Consider the following 14,708-nt stretch of genomic DNA (forward strand, 5'->3'; position numbering starts at 1 on the left):
ATGCTTGTTAGATATTGCGTGGCGACCGTGCTGAGCCTGACCCTGTCCATGGCCTGTGCCGAAGAGCCGGTGTTCGATGACAACGGCACGCCCCTGTACGAGGTCAACTTCGTCGACACCGAACTGGGCGAGTTCATCGATAGCGTGTCGCGCATCACCGGGACCACCTTCATTGTCGACCCCCGAGTCAAGGGCAAGGTCACCGTGCGCACCGTCGACCTGCACGACGCCGATGCCATCTACGACATCTTCCTGGCCCAGTTGCGCGCCCAGGGCTACGCCACTGTCGACCTGCCCAACGGCAGCGTGAAGATCGTTCCCGACCAGGCCGCTCGCCTGGAACCCGTGCCGGTGGAGGCCGGAGGGCAGCAGGGGGAAGGCAGCGACAGCGTGGCTACTCGGGTATTCAATGTGCGCAACGCCGCCAGCGAGCAGGTGCTGGGCATTCTCAAGCCTCTGATCGACCCTCGGGTCGGTGTGATCACACCTTACCCGGCGGCGCACCAGTTGGTCGTTACCGACTGGCGCAGCAACCTGGAACGTATCGCCAGCTTGCTGCGCCAGCTCGACCGCCCCCAGGAGACACCCGGCAACGGCAGTACTCAGGTCATCTACCTGCGGCATGCCAATGCTGGCGAAGTGGTCAAGGTGTTGCGCGGGCTCAGCCAGGAAGGCATGGCGCCCGCTGAAGGTGCGGGCGAAGGCGAGGGCAAGGACCGGCTCGTGGTGGCTGCTGCCGGCGGCTCGGGCATCCGCCTGGAATACGAAGAAGGCACCAACGCCGTGGTCATGGTCGGCCCCGACAGCGAGCTGGCCGCCTACCGCGCCATCGTCGAGCAGCTGGACATTCGCCGTGCCCAGGTCGTGGTGGAAGCGATCATCGCCGAGGTGTCCGACAGCAGCGCCCAGGAACTGGGTGTGCAGTGGCTGTTCGCCGACGAGAAGTTCGGTGCCGGCATTGTCAATTTCGGCAGCAACGGGGTGAACATCGCCAACATCGCCGGGGCCGCCGCCAGTGGCGACAACGAGGCCCTGAGCGACCTGTTGTCCAGCACCACCGGCGCCATGGCGGGTATCGGCCATTTCGGTGGCGGTTTCAACTTCGCCATGCTGGTCAATGCGCTGAAGGGCAAGAGCGGCTTCAACCTGCTGTCCACGCCCACCCTGCTGACCCTGGACAACGCCGAGGCGTCGATCCTGGTTGGCCAGGAGGTGCCCTTCGTCACCGGTTCGGTGACGCAGAGCAACGCCAACCCGTACCAGACCATCGAGCGCAAGGAGGTCGGGGTGAAGCTGCGCATCAAGCCGCAGATCAACATCGACAACAGCGTGCGCCTGGATATTGTCCAGGAGGTGTCATCGATTGCCGAGTCAACCGCTGCCAGCGACGTGATCACCAACAAGCGCGAGATCAAGACCAAGGTCATGGTCGAGGACAACGGCCTGGTGATCCTCGGCGGCCTGATCAGCGACGAACTGAGCACCAGCGACCAGCGCGTGCCGCTGCTAGGCGATATCCCTTACCTGGGCCGGCTGTTCCGCTCCGACGCCACCAAGAACACCAAGCAGAACCTGATGGTGTTCATTCGCCCGCGCATCCTGCGTGACGGGCCGAGCCTGGCCGGGCTCAGCGAAGCCAAGTACCGCACCTTGCAGCAGACCACGCCGCTGCAATTGCCTGACCTGGCTGATGCACAAGGTGCTACGCCGCTGCTGCAAGTGTTTCCCTCCAGCCGCGCACGGCTGGAAGGCGGTACCTGGTGATGCTGCCTTATCGCCAGGCACGGCAGAGCGGGGTGGCCATGGCCCCGGCGGAGCAGGGCTGGCAGCTGTGGCTGCGGCGCGACGCCGACAGTGCCCAGTTGCAGGAGCTGTTGCGCGTGCACGGCCAGCCCAGCCTGCTCGAATACCTGGAGCCTGCGCTGTTCGACGAACGCCTTGGCCAGCTGTACCAGGGTGGTGATGCCGCCACCGAGGCGCTGATCGAAGGCATCGGTGACCAGGTCGACCTGGACAGCCTGATGAGCGAAATGCCGCGCATCGAGGACCTGCTGGAAAGCGACGACGAAGCTCCGGTAATCCGCCTGATCAACGGCCTGTTCGGCCAGGCCCTGCGCCTGCGCGCCTCGGACATTCATATAGAAACCTTCGAGCAGAGCCTGGTGGTGCGCCTGCGGGTCGATGGTCACCTGCGCGAAGTGTTGCGCCCACCGCGTGCACTGTCGGCCATGCTGGTGTCGCGGATCAAGGTCATGGCGCGCCTGGACATCGCCGAAAAGCGCCAGCCCCAGGATGGCCGTATCACCCTGCGTGCGGCGGGGCGTGAAGTGGATGTGCGCGTTTCGACCCTGCCCGGCATCCATGGCGAGCGGGTGGTGATGCGTGTGCTCGACAAGCAGGCCAGCCTTTTGGCGCTAGGCAACCTGGGCATGCCGGCAGCGGTGTTGCAGGGCCTGCGCAGCTGCCTGGCGCGGCCCAACGGCATCGTGCTATCCACGGGGCCGACCGGTTCGGGCAAGACCACTACCTTGTACGCCAGCCTCAACAGCCTCAACGACGGCAGCCGCAATATCCTCACCGTCGAGGACCCGGTGGAATACGCCATCGCCGGCATCGGCCAGACCGCCATCAACCCGCGTGCCGGGCTGACCTTCGCCAGTGGCCTGCGCGCCATCCTGCGCCAGGACCCGGACGTGATCATGCTCGGCGAAATCCGCGACCAGGAGACCGCGCAGATCGCCGTGCAGGCCAGCCTCACCGGCCACCTGGTGTTATCCACACTGCACACCAACAGTGCGGTGGGCGCGGTGACCCGCCTGCGTGACATGGGCGTCGAGCCGTTCCTGATCGCCTCGTGCCTGCGCGGCGTACTGGCCCAGCGCCTGGTGCGGCGCTTGTGCAGTTGCGCCGTGGCGCACCCGCTGCAACCGGCGGAACGTGACCTGTGGCCCGAGCTGGCGGCACTGGGCAGCAGCTACCACGCAGTGGGCTGCGAGCAGTGCCAGGGCAGCGGTTATGTCGGGCGCCTGGGCCTGTATGAATTCATCGAACTGGACGCCGGGCTGATCGGCCTGCTGTACGACGGCGCCAGTGAACTGGCCATGCAGGACTACCTGGCCGAACGCCGGCAGAGCCTGGTGGCGATGGCCAGCGGCTGCCTGGCCCGTGGCGAGACCAGTTTGGCCGAAGTACTGCGTGTGGTGCAGGGCTGAGCCATGCCGACCTATCGCTACCAGGCCGTCGATCTCGCCGGCAAGCCCCACAAGGCCAGCTTGCAGGCCGACAGCGAACGTCATGCCCGTCAGTTGTTGCGCGAGCAGGGCCTGTTCGCTCGCCGGTTGCAGCGTCACGAAGCCGGCACCCGGCAACCCCGGCGCCAGCGCCTGAGCCGCGCCCAGCTGTGCGAACTGACTCGTCAGCTGGCCACCCTGACCGGTGCCGGCATCCCTCTGGTCGACGCCCTGGCTACCCTGGAACGGCAACTGCGCCAGCCCGCCCTGCACAGTGTGCTGGTGGCCTTGCGCGGCTCGTTGGCCGAAGGCCTGGGCCTGGCCCGCAGCCTGGCCCGTCAGGGGGCACCGTTCACCGGCCTGTATTGCGCGCTGGTCGAGGCCGGCGAGCGCTCCGGGCGCCTGGCCCAGGTGCTGACCCGCCTCGCCGACCACCTGGAGCAGGTACAACGACAACAGCACAAGGCACGTACCGCGCTGATCTACCCCACCGTTTTGATGGGGGTATCACTCGCCGTGGTAGTAGGCCTGATGACCTTCGTCGTGCCCAAGCTCACCGAACAGTTCGCCCACGCCGGGCAGAGCCTGCCGCTCATTACATCGCTGCTGATCGGTCTGAGCCAAGGGCTGGTGCAGGCCGGGCCCTGGCTGTTGGCGCTGGCCCTGATGCTCGGCGTGCTCGGCGGCTGGTTGTTGCGCAAGCCGTACTGGTGCCTGCGCCGCGACCAGTTGCTGCTACGCCTGCCACACATTGGCAGCCTGCTGCAGGTGCTGGAAAGCGCGCGCCTGGCACGCAGCCTGGCGATTCTCAGCGGCAGCGGTGTGGCCCTGCTCGAAGCCCTGCAAGTGGCCACTGAAACTGTTGGCAACCGGCGTATCCGTCTGGCCATGGAGCAGGTGCGCCAGCAGGTGCAGGGCGGCACCAGCCTGCACCGCGCGCTGGATGCCAGCCAGCAATTCCCGCCGCTGCTGGTGAACATGGTCGGCAGCGGTGAGGCCAGCGGCACCCTGGCCGACATGCTCGAGCGCGTGGCCGACGACCAGGAGCGCGGCTTTGCCCGCCAGGTCGATACCGCCATGGCGCTGTTCGAACCCCTGATGATCCTGGTGATGGGCGCCGTGGTGCTGTTCATCGTGCTGGCGGTGCTGCTGCCGATCATGCAACTCAACCAGGGCCTGCAACTGTGACGACAAGGAGTACTGCCATGCAGCATCGACGTAACCGCCAGCGCGGTTTCACCCTCATGGAAATCATGGTGGTGATCTTCATCATCGGCTTGCTGATCGCCGTGGTTGCGCCCAGCGTGCTGGGCAACCAGGACAAGGCCATGAAGCAGAAGGTGATGGCCGACCTGGCCACCCTGGAGCAGGCGCTGGACATGTATCGCCTGGACAACCTGCGTTTCCCCAGCAGCGAACAGGGCCTGGCCGCGCTGGTGAAAAAGCCGGCCCAGGAACCGCTGCCACGGGCCTGGCGCAGTGACGGCTACGTGCGCCGCCTGCCGGAAGACCCGTGGGGCACCCCATACCAGTACCGCATGCCCGGCGAACATGGCCGGGTCGACGTGTACTCGCTGGGCGCCGATGGCCAGCCGGGCGGCGAAGGCCAGGATGCCGACCTGGGTAACTGGGAGCTGTAACGGGTGCGTTGTCAGCGGGGCTTCAGCCTGATCGAGTTGCTGGTGGTGCTGGCCATCGCCGGGCTGATGACCGGGCTGGCGGTGGCTGGGTTCGGCAACAGCCAGGCCAGTGTCGATCAGGCCCTGCAACGGCTGGCGACCGAGACCCGGGCACAGGCCGCGCTGGCTCGGCATGCCGGGCAACTGCGCGGGCTGCGCTGGAATGGCCAGCGCCCGGAGTTCGTCCGGCGCGAGGGCAATGGCTGGGTGGTCGAAGCCGTCGCCCTCGGCGACTGGCCCAAGGGCCTGCACCCGGACTGGCCGGCCAGCCCGCAGCCGCGCCTGCTGTTCACCCCGCATGGCTGGGCGCAACCGGGCAATGTGCGCTGGCGCTGGGCCGATGGCAGCCAGCAATGGGCCTGGAGCCGCGCTGGCCGCTTGCAGGTGGTGGTTGCCCCATGAAGCAGCATCAGCGTGGCTTCACCCTGCTGGAAGTGACCGTGGCCCTGGCGATCGCCGCAGTGCTGGCGGTGATCACCAGCCAGGTTCTGCGCCAGCGCCTGGCGGTGCAGGACAACCTGCAACAGCACCGCCTTGGCCTGCTGTGTGCGCGCGAACTGCAAACCCGCTTTGCCGTCGAGCAGTACTGGCCAGCTGCAAACCAGGTTGGCGGTGAACTGAGCCAGGGTGGCCAGCGCTGCCACTGGCAACTGCAACTGCGCCGCACCGGCGTACGCGACCTGCGCCGTGGCGAACTGCTGCTGTTCGCCGACCGCGACCAGCGCCTGCCGCTGGGCCAGTACACCGTATTCCTGGAGCGGCCATGAGTTACAGAAATCCTGAAGCTTGTGCGGTCCCTGTGGGGGCGGGTTTACCCGCGAAGCAGGCACCGCGGTGTGTGGCACCGGCTTCGCCGGTGTTCGCGGGTGAGCCCGCTCCTACAGGGACGGCGTATACCCGTCAGCCCGGTATCCTGCCCACGAAGCGCCGCCAGGCCGGCCTGACCCTGATCGAGCTGATGGTCGCCCTGGCCCTTACCGCCGTGCTCGGCATCATGCTCGCCGCCCTGGTCAACGGCTGGCTCAAGGTCCGCGAACGCCTGCAGGTCACCACCCGGGAAACCTCGGTGCTGGACTTCTGCCTGGCCCTGGAGCGTCGCTTCGACAGCCCGGTGATGCGCCGTGTCTACGACCAGCGCCTGCCCCTGGCCAGCCGCTGGCTGGACTGGCAACCGGCAAGCAACCAGTTGCTCTGGGTCGCCACCACCGGCCTGCCGGAAGCCGAAGGCGGCTCGCGCCTGCAACGCCAGCGCCTGCGCTTCGAGGCACGCGAGCAGCGCCTGCTGCTGGAAAGTTCGGCCGACCTTTACGCCGCCGCCGCCCCAGGTTGGGTCCAGCGCGAACGGCTCGATCGGGTCAGTGCCATGAATGTTCTTTATTACCAGGGCGGCCGCTGGCTGGCCTGGCCTTCCGACCAACCTGCGCACCCCGGCCGTGGCGTGCGTCTGGAGCTGCAGCGTGACGGAGCACCCTATGTCTGCACCTTCGCCCTCCCGTGGGGGCGCTCATGAAGTTTGAATGGCGGCGACGCAGCCCGGCCCAGACATGGCTGTTGCTGCGACCGGGCGTTGTCTGGCACTGGGCGCTGGTCGAGGGCGACCTTGTGCAACGCCAAGGCCAGGGCGAGCCCCCGGCGAACCTGCTGGCCCGTGTGGCGTTGGTCCTGCCTGCCCAGGCCTGCAGCCATTTCCGCGTGCCGGCACCGCCCGGCCTCAAACGTGAAGAATGGCCGCTGTTGCTCGAAGACCGCCTGCTGCAGGCCATCGATGAGGTGACATGCGCCTGCCTGGCTCGCGAGCCTGGCCATCTGCGGTTACTGGTGGTGGCCCGTCAGCAACTGGACGACTGGCGCGGGCAGTGTGCCGAATGGGGCTTGCAGGTGGCGCGCTGCTGGGCGGAGCTGCAGCTGCTGCCGCCCCCTGAGGCGGGCTATGCCTGGCAATGGCAGCGCACACCCGGCATGTCCTTGTACAAAGGGCTGGCCGAAGACGGGCAGGAGCACTGGCTGGCCTGGCCGGAGGGACTGGGCGAGGTGCCACGGCAACCGTGGGCGGCGCTGCAAAAGGTCTCGCTGAGCGGCGACTGGCCAAGTACGTTGGTACCGCTCGATACATTGCCCGGCCTGTTCGAGCGTACCCGCAAGGTGCGCCCGCTGCCGTCGGTTTCCAGGCCGCAGCAACGGCTGCTCGCTGCCTGCCTGGTACTGGCTGCCATCTGGGGCGGGCTGTGGTTGAGCACGCAGTGGGGCCAGGCGCAACGCTGGCGCAGCCAGGTCATCGCCGTGACCGGTGAGCAGGCCAGCCCGCGGCACGCCGCGCAGGCCCTCAAGCGCCTGCGCGAAACCGAACTGCAGCAGCAACTGCGCACGCGCCAGCTCGACGACCTGCAGGCGACGTTGCAGGCCTGGTTGCGTGAGCACCCCGGCTGGCGCCTGCAAGCGGTGCGCTTCGATGGCCAGCGCTGGCACCTGCGGCTGGAGGGCGAGGGCAGTGCGCCGCCATGGAGCGACATGGCTACAGCTGCCGGGGCCTCCGTCCAGGTGCAAGATGGCCAAGTGGTGTTCGACCTGGGAGCGGCCTCATGAACCGGGACTGGCTACAGCGTCATCGTCTGAAGTTCGCCTGGGCACTGATTGCTTTGTTGCTGGCCTTCCTTGCCCTGCGCGCAGGCCTTGCGCAATGGCGCGAGCTCAGCCAGTGGCGCGGGCTGGCCGAACAGGCCGCCAGCCTGCAGCGCGGCCCGGGGTTGAACCTGGAGCGGCTACGCCAGTCGGCTCAGGCGCGGCAGATCGAACTGGCCGAGGTCGATGCGCACGACAAAACCTGGCAACTGCATGGGCAGGTGGCCGACGAGCGCGTGCTGCAAGGCTGGTTGCAAAGCCTGCGTGCAGAAGGTGCCCAGCTACTGCAATGGGGGCTGGAGCAGGATGCCAAGGGCCTGCGCTTCAACCTGGTGGTGCAGCCATGAGCCGCAAGGGCATGGCGTGGGTTGTGCTGGTATTCGTGCTGTCGGTAGTGGTTGAGCTTCCGGCCAATTGGGTGGTGCGTGCGTTCGGCCTGCCAATGCGTGACGCCAGTGGCAGCCTGTGGCAAGGCCAGGCCCGACAGTTGGGCCCGGTCGGGCCTTTGCACTGGACGGTGCAGCCTTGGCGCTTGCAGGCGAATGCGCAGTTGGGCTTTCAGGGCCAGGCCTGGCAGTTGCGTGCCGAGGGCTGGCCTTGGCGCTGGCGGCTCGACGCCTCTGCGGTGGGCGCTCAGGCGACCGTTCCGACGGATTATCGCCTGGCGGGTCAGTGGCAGGGGGCATTGCGAATTCAGGGGGCAGGGCGCCAATGCCTTACCAGTGAAGGCCGCATAACGGTAACCGACCTTGCCCTGAGCGAGCCCTGGTCGCTCGGCCTGGGGCAGGGCTGGCTGGAGATGGACTGCCAGCGCGGCTGGCGCCTGCGCGGGCAGTTGGTGCAGCAGGGGCAGCATCAACTGGCTGTGGATGCCGACCTGCCAGGGCGCCGGGCGCAGGTCGTGTTCGAGTTGCAGCCGGAGGCGGCGCTGACACCCTTGCTACGTGGGGGGCAGTGGATTGGGCCACAGGCATTGGCAGGGCAGCGAGACTTGCGCTGGTAAGGGGAAATGCGTGGAGATTGCATGAAGGCTGGGAGGTGATTGGCTTGAGTCTTGAGTGGGGGCGCAAATCGAGCGCCGCGCGGGCGGCGCTCGATCGTGCAGGCGCCGGAAATGCTCCGACAAACCTCAAGGCCGAATCTCGATCAACGTCCCATCCCGCACCAGGTCCCACACTTCCTGCATGTCGCGGTTACGCATGGCAATGCAGCCATCGGTCCAGTCCAGGGTATGGAAGTACCACTCCGGGTACTCGTCGTTGATAGGTGTGCCATGAATCATGATCATGCTGCCGGCACTCACCCCTTCACGGGTGGCACGGGCGGCATCGGTGATGTTCGGGTAATTGATGTGTATGGCCAGGTTGAAGCGGTCGCTCTGCTTGCGCCAGTCCAGCCAGTACAGGCCCTCGGGGGTTTTCTTGTCGCCCTCGCGTTCCTTGGCGCCCTTGGGCTGCTTGCCCAGGGAGATGCGGTAGGTTTTCAGCGGCTCGCCACGGCTGATCAACTGCAGGCGGCGTTCGGACTTGATCACCAGCACCTTGTCGATCAGCGGCTGCATGGCCTTCTGCGAAGGCGAGGGTGTTTGCACTGCCGGCTGGGGCTTGCGGAGGATGGTCTCGGTGAAGGCCGCCTGGGACACCGAGGTAACGCAAAGGCAGAAAAGGGCAAACAACCAGCGCATGTAACGGTATCCCTGAAGGCTTCTAGGTAGTGGTCGAGACGTTCATCGGCGGCAGGTATTCATGGCCTATGGGGTAATGCTGCCCGATGCGGTCGCGATAGTAGCATTCTAGTGTGCGAGTGACGGTGCGGAAAGCCAGCTCGCCCCACGGAATCTCATGTTCTTCGAACAGCCGCACTTCCAGGCTTTCGACACCGACCGCGAAATCAAGGTCTGCCAGCTCGGCGCGGAAGAACACGTGCACCTGGTTGATGTGTGGCAGGTCGAACAGCTGGTACAGGCTCATGCTGCCGACCCGGGCGCAGGCTTCCTCGACGGTTTCGCGACGGGCGGCCTGGTCGAGGGTTTCGCCGTTTTCCATGAAACCGGCAGGCAGGGTCCAGAAGCCGCGGCGTGGCTCGATGGCGCGCCGGCACAGCAGCACCTGGCTGCGCCAGGTCGGCAACACGCCGGCGACGATGTTGGGGTTCTGGTAGTGGATGGTCTGGCAAGACTCGCAGACATACCGCAGGCGGCTGTCGCCCTCGGGGATCCGCTGAGTGACCGGCTGGCCGCACGCGCTGCAGAATTTCATGTGTCGTTCCTTTTGCTCTGGGCTATCTTGGCGCGCCGGCCGGGCCGCCGCAAGCGCACAGGGCTTGGGTGCTTCGCGCCTTTGGTGCATCATGCAAGACAGGCCTTGGATACGAGCGTGCGCAATGCTGGACGAGCTACTTCGCCGAATGAGCAACCACCAACCCGCATCACTGGAAACCGACCGACGGTTCCCCGAAGCGGCGGTTCTTTTGCCCATTACCCGCAGCGAAGCGCCCGAACTGGTCCTGACCCTGCGCGCCAAAGGCCTGTCCACCCATGGCGGCGAAGTGGCCTTTCCCGGCGGCCGCCGCGACCCGGAAGACCCCGACCTGGTGTTCACCGCGCTCCGTGAAGCCGAAGAAGAAATCGGCCTGCCGCCCGGCCTGGTGGAAGTGATCGGCCCGCTCAGCCCGCTGATTTCGCTGCATGGCCTGAAAGTGACGCCATTCGTCGGGCTTATCCCCGATTTTGTCGAATACCGCGCCAATGATGCCGAGATCGCGGCAGTATTCACCGTGCCGCTGGAGTTCTTCCGCCAGGACCCGCGCGACCATACCCACCGTATCGATTACCAGGGGCGCAGTTGGTATGTGCCCAGCTATCGCTATGGTGAATACAAGATCTGGGGGTTGTCGGCGATCATGATCGTCGAACTGGTCAACCTGCTGTTCGATGCCGGCATCAGCCTGCACCAGCCCCCTGAGCGTCACATCGAAAACTGAGCGGGGCCAACCCCGTCGTCTGCGTTGCAGCCTGAGGAGCAAGCATGAAATACCGCCTGGGCGACCTGCGGGTCGAGAGCCACCCCACCAGTTGGGCCGCACCCAACGCCACGCTGATCGGCAAGGTGCGCCTGCAGGCCAATGCCAGCGTGTGGTTTGGCGCGGTGCTGCGCGGGGACAACGAGTTGATCGACATTGGCGAGGGCAGCAACGTGCAGGATGGCACGGTGATGCACACCGACATGGGGTCGCCGCTGACCTTGGGCAAGGGCGTGACCGTTGGCCACAACGCCATGCTGCATGGCTGCACGGTGGGCGACTACAGCCTGGTCGGTATCAACGCGGTGATCCTCAATGGCGCGCGCATCGGCAAGCACTGCATCATCGGCGCCAATGCGTTGATTGCAGAAGGCAAGGAGATTCCCGACGGTTCACTGGTGATGGGCTCGCCGGGCAAGGTGGTGCGTGAGCTGACCGAACAGCAAAAGCGCATGCTCGAAGCCAGTGCTGCGCATTACGTGCACAATGCCCAGCGTTATGCACGGGAGTTGGTGGTTGACGATGAGTGATGTCGTAGAGCGGCCGGTGGCCTCGCCGTGCGTGAGCATCTGTGCACTGGACGAGCAGGATATCTGCACCGGTTGCCAGCGTAGCGTGGCGGAAATCAGCCGCTGGGGGCGGATGGACAACGACGAGCGCCGCGCGGTGCTCAGGCGTTGCCATGAAAGGGCAGTGGAGGCCGGCCTCATCCTGTAGGCTGACGCGCCCCCCCTGTGGGAGCGGGTTCACCCGCGAACACCGGCGCAGCCGGTGCCATCCACCGTGTTGGATTCTTCGCGGGTGAACCCGCTCCCACAGGCATTGCGCAGCCTTCGAAGCTGATGTTGTACCGATGGCGCGGGTTTACCCACGAACAAGCCAGCGGTAATCTGTGCGGCTTGCCCACAGACTACCCGCCATGTTCTATCTGATTGCCTACATCAGCAGCGTAGTGCTGATCAACTACGCCTTCTCCAGCGCGCCGCACCTGGACATCATCTGGTCCGCCTGGGGCGGCCTGGTGTTCATCCTGCGCGACATGGTGCAGACCCGTTTCGGCCATGGCGCTCTGGTCGCCATGCTGGTGGCGCTGGTGCTGTCCTATGTCACCTCGGAACCGGCCATCGCCCTGGCCAGTGCCACCGCGTTCTTCATTTCCGAACTGATCGACTGGTTGGTGTTCAGCATTACCCGCCGACCGCTGCGCGACCGCCTGTGGCTGAGCTCGGCACTGAGCATCCCGGTCGACACCTTCATCTTCTTCGGCATGATCGGTGCCCTGACCCCAGCCGTGATCGGCACCGCCATGGCCTCGAAATTCGCCGGTGTCACCGCCGTGTGGCTGGCCATGGCTTTTCGCGCCCGGCGGGCCGCCGTGGCGGGTTGATGGTGTAGAATAGCGGTCCTTTTTCAGCGGGCGGCGCCAAGCCTGGTGCGGCCCCGGACGCCTTCGAGGACCTGAAATGACCCGTATCGGAACCCCCTTGTCGCCCACCGCGACCCGTGTACTGCTCTGCGGCTGTGGCGAGCTGGGCAAGGAAGTGGTGATCGAGCTGCAGCGCCTGGGCGTCGAAGTGATCGCCGTCGACCGCTACGCCAATGCCCCGGCAATGCAGGTGGCGCACCGCAGCCACGTGGTCAACATGCTCGATGGCGTGGCCCTGCGCGCCGTGATCGAGGCCGAAAAACCGCACTACATCGTCCCTGAAATCGAAGCCATCGCCACCGCCACCCTGGTCGAGCTGGAAAACGAAGGTTTCAACGTGGTGCCGACCGCCCGCGCCACCCAGCTGACCATGAACCGCGAAGGCATCCGCCGCCTGGCCGCCGAAGAGCTGGACCTGCCAACCTCGCCATACCACTTCGCCGACACCTACGAAGACTACGCCAAGGCCGTGGCCGATGTCGGCTACCCGTGCGTGGTCAAACCGGTGATGAGCTCGTCGGGCAAGGGCCAGAGCCTGCTGCGCAGCGATGCCGACCTGCAGAAGTCGTGGGACTACGCCCAGGAAGGCGGCCGCGCCGGCAAGGGCCGGGTCATCGTCGAGGGCTTCATCGACTTCGAATACGAAATCACCCTGCTGACCGTGCGCCACGTCGGCGGTACCACCTTCCTCGAGCCAGTCGGCCACCGCCAGGAGAAGGGTGACTACCAGGAGTCGTGGCAGCCGCAGGCCATGAGCCCGAAGGCACTGGCCGAGTCGCAGCGGGTGGCCAAGGCGGTCACCGATGCCCTGGGCGGTCGTGGCCTGTTTGGCGTGGAACTGTTCGTGAAGGGCGATCAGGTGTGGTTCAGCGAAGTCTCGCCACGCCCGCATGACACCGGCCTGGTGACCCTGATTTCCCAGGACCTGTCGCAGTTTGCCCTGCATGCCCGTGCCATTCTTGGCCTGCCGATTCCGGCCGTGCGCCAGTTCGGCCCGTCGGCGTCGGCGGTGATCTTGCCTGAGGGGCAGTCGCAGCAGACCAGCTTTGCCAACCTGGGCGCTGCCTTGAGCGAGCCGGATACCGCCATTCGCCTGTTCGGCAAGCCGGAAATCAACGGTACCCGCCGCATGGGCGTGTGCCTGGCGCGTGACGAGTCGGTCGAATTGGCGCGGGCCAAGGCGACCCGTGCTGCGCAGGCGGTCAAGGTCGAGTTCTGATCCGATCGGGGCTGCGTTGCAGCCCTTCGCGGGCACGCCCGCTCCCACAGGTTTCGGCGCTACCCCTGTGGGAGCGGGCGTGCCCGCGAAGGGCCGCAACGCGGCCCCAATTGCTTACAGCTGCGTATTGCGGGTCTCTTTCAGGCACAGTACGGCAATCAAGCTGATCACCGCCGCCGCCGATACATATCCCCCCACCCAGCTCAACCCACCCATGCTCACCAGCTTCTGGGCAAAGAACGGTGCCGCCGAGGCCCCGACGATGCCGCCCAGGTTATACGCCGCCGAAGCGCCGGTATAACGCACGTGGGTCGGGAACAGCTCAGGCAGCAGTGCTCCCATCGGCGCAAAGGTCACGCCCATCAGGAACAGCTCGATGGCCAGAAACAGCGCCACGCCTGCGGTCGACCCCGAAGTCAGCAGCGGTTCCATGGCAAAGCCTGAGGCTACCGCCAGCAGGCCGCCGACGATCAGCACCGGTTTGCGCCCGTAGCGGTCACTGAGCCAGGCCGACAGTGGTGTGGCCAGGGCCATGAACACCACCGCGAAGCACAGCAGGCCAAGGAACGTCTCGCGGCTGTAGCCCAGCGTGGTCACGCCATAGCTCAGCGAGAACACCGTGGAGATGTAGAACAGCGCGTAGCACACCACCATCGCCGCTGCGCCCAGCAGGGTCGGCAGCCAGTATCTGGAAAACAGGTCGACCACCGGCATTTTCACCCGCTCGTGGCGGGCGACGGCCTTGGCGAACACCGGGCTTTCCTCAAGCTTCAGGCGCACATACAGGCCCACCAGTACCAGCGCGGCGCTGAGCAGGAACGGAATGCGCCAGCCCCACTCGCGGAATTGCTCGTCGCTGAGCACCAGGGCCAGGGTCAGGAACAGGCCGTTGGCGGCCAAAAAGCCGATCGACGGGCCCAACTGCGGGAACATGCCGAACCAGGCTCGCTTGCCTTCCGGTGCGTTCTCGGTGGCCAGCAAGGCCGCACCACCCCATTCGCCACCCAGGCCCAGGCCTTGGCCAAAACGCAGCAGGCAGAGGATGATCGGCGCCCATACACCAATGCTGTCATAGCCCGGCAGCACGCCGATGGCCGTAGTGGACACGCCCATCAGTAACAGCGAGGCGACCAGGGTCGACTTGCGGCCGATACGGTCGCCAAAGTGGCCGAACAGTGCCGAGCCCAGCGGGCGGGCGAGGAAGGCGATACCAAAGGTAAGAAAGGCCGCCAGCATTTGCGCAGTGCCCGACCCGGACGGGAAGAACACCGGGCCGATCACCAGGGCGGCGGCAGTGGCGTAGACGTAGAAATCGTAGAACTCGATGGCGGTGCCGATGAAGCTGGCGGTGGCTACCCGCGCGGGCGAGTTGACCGGCGCGGCAGGCGCTTCGGCATAGGTGCTGCTGATTGTCATTAAGTAGGTCCCTAACAGTCTGGTCCAGCTCCATGGGCGTGCGAGGCAAAAAGGCAAGCACCGCTGCGTGGACGCGGGAGCGTTTTGTTGTTGTGTGC

The 14,708-nt window shown here is 66.0% G+C and carries 18 protein-coding genes; 15 read left to right on the forward strand and 3 right to left on the reverse strand.

The window, feature by feature from the left end; genetic code table 11:
• The 10 genes from gspD to ACIQYU_RS02280 all read left to right on the forward strand — a co-directional run bounded on the left by gspD (nt 1) and on the right by ACIQYU_RS02280 (nt 8,531).
• Nucleotides 1–1,764, forward strand: a complete 1,764-nt coding sequence (gene gspD / locus ACIQYU_RS02235) for a type II secretion system secretin GspD (RefSeq protein WP_241106318.1) — start codon at nt 1–3, stop codon at nt 1,762–1,764.
• Nucleotides 1,764–3,212: a GspE/PulE family protein gene (locus tag ACIQYU_RS02240; RefSeq protein WP_402798520.1), complete on the forward strand. Its 1,449-nt coding sequence runs from the start codon at nt 1,764–1,766 to the stop codon at nt 3,210–3,212. The genes gspD and ACIQYU_RS02240 overlap by 1 nt, the downstream gene beginning before the upstream one ends.
• Nucleotides 3,213–3,215: 3 nt before the next feature.
• Nucleotides 3,216–4,418 carry a type II secretion system inner membrane protein GspF gene (gspF, locus tag ACIQYU_RS02245; RefSeq protein ID WP_233687224.1) on the forward strand — a complete coding sequence of 401 codons (1,203 nt, stop codon included), beginning with the start codon at nt 3,216–3,218 and terminating at the stop codon, nt 4,416–4,418.
• Nucleotides 4,419–4,435: 17 nt separating this feature from the next.
• On the forward strand, nt 4,436–4,870 hold the full coding sequence (gspG, locus tag ACIQYU_RS02250; protein ID WP_063911442.1) for a type II secretion system major pseudopilin GspG: 435 nt from the start codon (nt 4,436–4,438) through the stop codon (nt 4,868–4,870).
• Nucleotides 4,871–4,873: 3 nt separating this feature from the next.
• Entirely contained in the window at nt 4,874–5,311 is a 438-nt protein-coding gene (gene gspH, locus ACIQYU_RS02255; RefSeq protein ID WP_207835719.1) for a type II secretion system minor pseudopilin GspH, read from the forward strand.
• Nucleotides 5,308–5,676, forward strand: coding sequence for a type II secretion system protein GspI (locus ACIQYU_RS02260; protein ID WP_207835703.1), 369 nt, complete (start codon nt 5,308–5,310; stop codon nt 5,674–5,676). The genes gspH and ACIQYU_RS02260 overlap by 4 nt, the downstream gene beginning before the upstream one ends.
• Before the next feature lie 146 nt (nt 5,677–5,822).
• Nucleotides 5,823–6,419, forward strand: a complete 597-nt coding sequence (locus tag ACIQYU_RS02265; protein WP_267933469.1) for a type II secretion system protein — start codon at nt 5,823–5,825, stop codon at nt 6,417–6,419.
• Nucleotides 6,416–7,492 carry a type II secretion system protein GspL gene (gspL, locus tag ACIQYU_RS02270; protein ID WP_402798093.1) on the forward strand — a complete coding sequence of 359 codons (1,077 nt, stop codon included), beginning with the start codon at nt 6,416–6,418 and terminating at the stop codon, nt 7,490–7,492. Before ACIQYU_RS02265 ends, gspL begins: the two co-directional genes overlap by 4 nt.
• On the forward strand, nt 7,489–7,875 hold the full coding sequence (gspM, locus tag ACIQYU_RS02275; protein WP_063911445.1) for a type II secretion system protein GspM: 387 nt from the start codon (nt 7,489–7,491) through the stop codon (nt 7,873–7,875). The genes gspL and gspM overlap by 4 nt, the downstream gene beginning before the upstream one ends.
• Nucleotides 7,872–8,531, forward strand: coding sequence for a type II secretion system protein N (locus ACIQYU_RS02280; RefSeq protein ID WP_233687221.1), 660 nt, complete (start codon nt 7,872–7,874; stop codon nt 8,529–8,531). Before gspM ends, ACIQYU_RS02280 begins: the two co-directional genes overlap by 4 nt.
• Nucleotides 8,532–8,657: 126 nt before the next feature.
• Here the strand turns inward: ACIQYU_RS02280 and ACIQYU_RS02285 are convergent, their stop codons facing one another.
• A complete protein-coding gene (locus tag ACIQYU_RS02285; RefSeq protein WP_402798097.1) occupies nt 8,658–9,212 on the reverse strand; it encodes a murein L,D-transpeptidase family protein in 555 nt (184 codons plus the stop codon).
• A 22-nt stretch (nt 9,213–9,234) separates the two neighbouring features.
• Entirely contained in the window at nt 9,235–9,786 is a 552-nt protein-coding gene (locus ACIQYU_RS02290; protein ID WP_063911448.1) for an NUDIX hydrolase, read from the reverse strand.
• Between the two features lie 124 nt (nt 9,787–9,910).
• Between ACIQYU_RS02290 and ACIQYU_RS02295 the strand changes: the two genes are divergently transcribed.
• The 5 genes from ACIQYU_RS02295 to purT all read left to right on the forward strand — a co-directional run bounded on the left by ACIQYU_RS02295 (nt 9,911) and on the right by purT (nt 13,194).
• On the forward strand, nt 9,911–10,510 hold the full coding sequence (locus tag ACIQYU_RS02295) for a CoA pyrophosphatase (protein WP_020191180.1): 600 nt from the start codon (nt 9,911–9,913) through the stop codon (nt 10,508–10,510).
• 44 nt (nt 10,511–10,554) lie between these two features.
• Nucleotides 10,555–11,079 carry a gamma carbonic anhydrase family protein gene (locus ACIQYU_RS02300; protein ID WP_112250926.1) on the forward strand — a complete coding sequence of 175 codons (525 nt, stop codon included), beginning with the start codon at nt 10,555–10,557 and terminating at the stop codon, nt 11,077–11,079.
• A complete protein-coding gene (locus ACIQYU_RS02305; RefSeq protein WP_207835678.1) occupies nt 11,072–11,266 on the forward strand; it encodes a DUF1289 domain-containing protein in 195 nt (64 codons plus the stop codon). Before ACIQYU_RS02300 ends, ACIQYU_RS02305 begins: the two co-directional genes overlap by 8 nt.
• A gap of 202 nt (nt 11,267–11,468) precedes the next feature.
• A complete protein-coding gene (locus ACIQYU_RS02310) occupies nt 11,469–11,936 on the forward strand; it encodes a VUT family protein (RefSeq protein ID WP_010952556.1) in 468 nt (155 codons plus the stop codon).
• Nucleotides 11,937–12,012: 76 nt separating this feature from the next.
• Nucleotides 12,013–13,194, forward strand: a complete 1,182-nt coding sequence (gene purT, locus ACIQYU_RS02315; protein ID WP_063911450.1) for a formate-dependent phosphoribosylglycinamide formyltransferase — start codon at nt 12,013–12,015, stop codon at nt 13,192–13,194.
• A gap of 114 nt (nt 13,195–13,308) precedes the next feature.
• On the opposite strand, the gene ACIQYU_RS02320 is transcribed toward purT, so the two are convergent.
• The gene (locus ACIQYU_RS02320; protein ID WP_343585744.1) at nt 13,309–14,610 is read right to left on the reverse strand and encodes an MFS transporter; all 1,302 of its coding nucleotides are present in this window, start codon (nt 14,608–14,610) and stop codon (nt 13,309–13,311) included.
• Nucleotides 14,611–14,708 lie beyond the last annotated feature (98 nt).

It is taken from the genome of Pseudomonas sp. NPDC096925, from assembly GCF_044762545.1.
In the GTDB taxonomy this organism is placed as follows: Bacteria; Pseudomonadota; Gammaproteobacteria; order Pseudomonadales; family Pseudomonadaceae; genus Aquipseudomonas.

Coding starts and splice junctions, on each gene's coding strand:
- gspD (WP_241106318.1), top strand. CDS start 1: ATGCTTGTTAGATATTGCGTGGCGACCGTGCTGAGCCTGACCCTGTCC.
- ACIQYU_RS02240 (WP_402798520.1), top strand. CDS start 1,764: ATGCTGCCTTATCGCCAGGCACGGCAGAGCGGGGTGGCCATGGCCCCG.
- gspF (WP_233687224.1), top strand. CDS start 3,216: ATGCCGACCTATCGCTACCAGGCCGTCGATCTCGCCGGCAAGCCCCAC.
- gspG (WP_063911442.1), top strand. CDS start 4,436: ATGCAGCATCGACGTAACCGCCAGCGCGGTTTCACCCTCATGGAAATC.
- ACIQYU_RS02260 (WP_207835703.1), top strand. CDS start 5,308: ATGAAGCAGCATCAGCGTGGCTTCACCCTGCTGGAAGTGACCGTGGCC.
- gspL (WP_402798093.1), top strand. CDS start 6,416: ATGAAGTTTGAATGGCGGCGACGCAGCCCGGCCCAGACATGGCTGTTG.
- gspM (WP_063911445.1), top strand. CDS start 7,489: ATGAACCGGGACTGGCTACAGCGTCATCGTCTGAAGTTCGCCTGGGCA.
- ACIQYU_RS02280 (WP_233687221.1), top strand. CDS start 7,872: ATGAGCCGCAAGGGCATGGCGTGGGTTGTGCTGGTATTCGTGCTGTCG.
- ACIQYU_RS02285 (WP_402798097.1), bottom strand. CDS start 9,212: ATGCGCTGGTTGTTTGCCCTTTTCTGCCTTTGCGTTACCTCGGTGTCC.
- ACIQYU_RS02290 (WP_063911448.1), bottom strand. CDS start 9,786: ATGAAATTCTGCAGCGCGTGCGGCCAGCCGGTCACTCAGCGGATCCCC.
- ACIQYU_RS02295 (WP_020191180.1), top strand. CDS start 9,911: ATGCTGGACGAGCTACTTCGCCGAATGAGCAACCACCAACCCGCATCA.
- ACIQYU_RS02300 (WP_112250926.1), top strand. CDS start 10,555: ATGAAATACCGCCTGGGCGACCTGCGGGTCGAGAGCCACCCCACCAGT.
- ACIQYU_RS02305 (WP_207835678.1), top strand. CDS start 11,072: ATGAGTGATGTCGTAGAGCGGCCGGTGGCCTCGCCGTGCGTGAGCATC.
- ACIQYU_RS02310 (WP_010952556.1), top strand. CDS start 11,469: ATGTTCTATCTGATTGCCTACATCAGCAGCGTAGTGCTGATCAACTAC.
- purT (WP_063911450.1), top strand. CDS start 12,013: ATGACCCGTATCGGAACCCCCTTGTCGCCCACCGCGACCCGTGTACTG.
- ACIQYU_RS02320 (WP_343585744.1), bottom strand. CDS start 14,610: ATGACAATCAGCAGCACCTATGCCGAAGCGCCTGCCGCGCCGGTCAAC.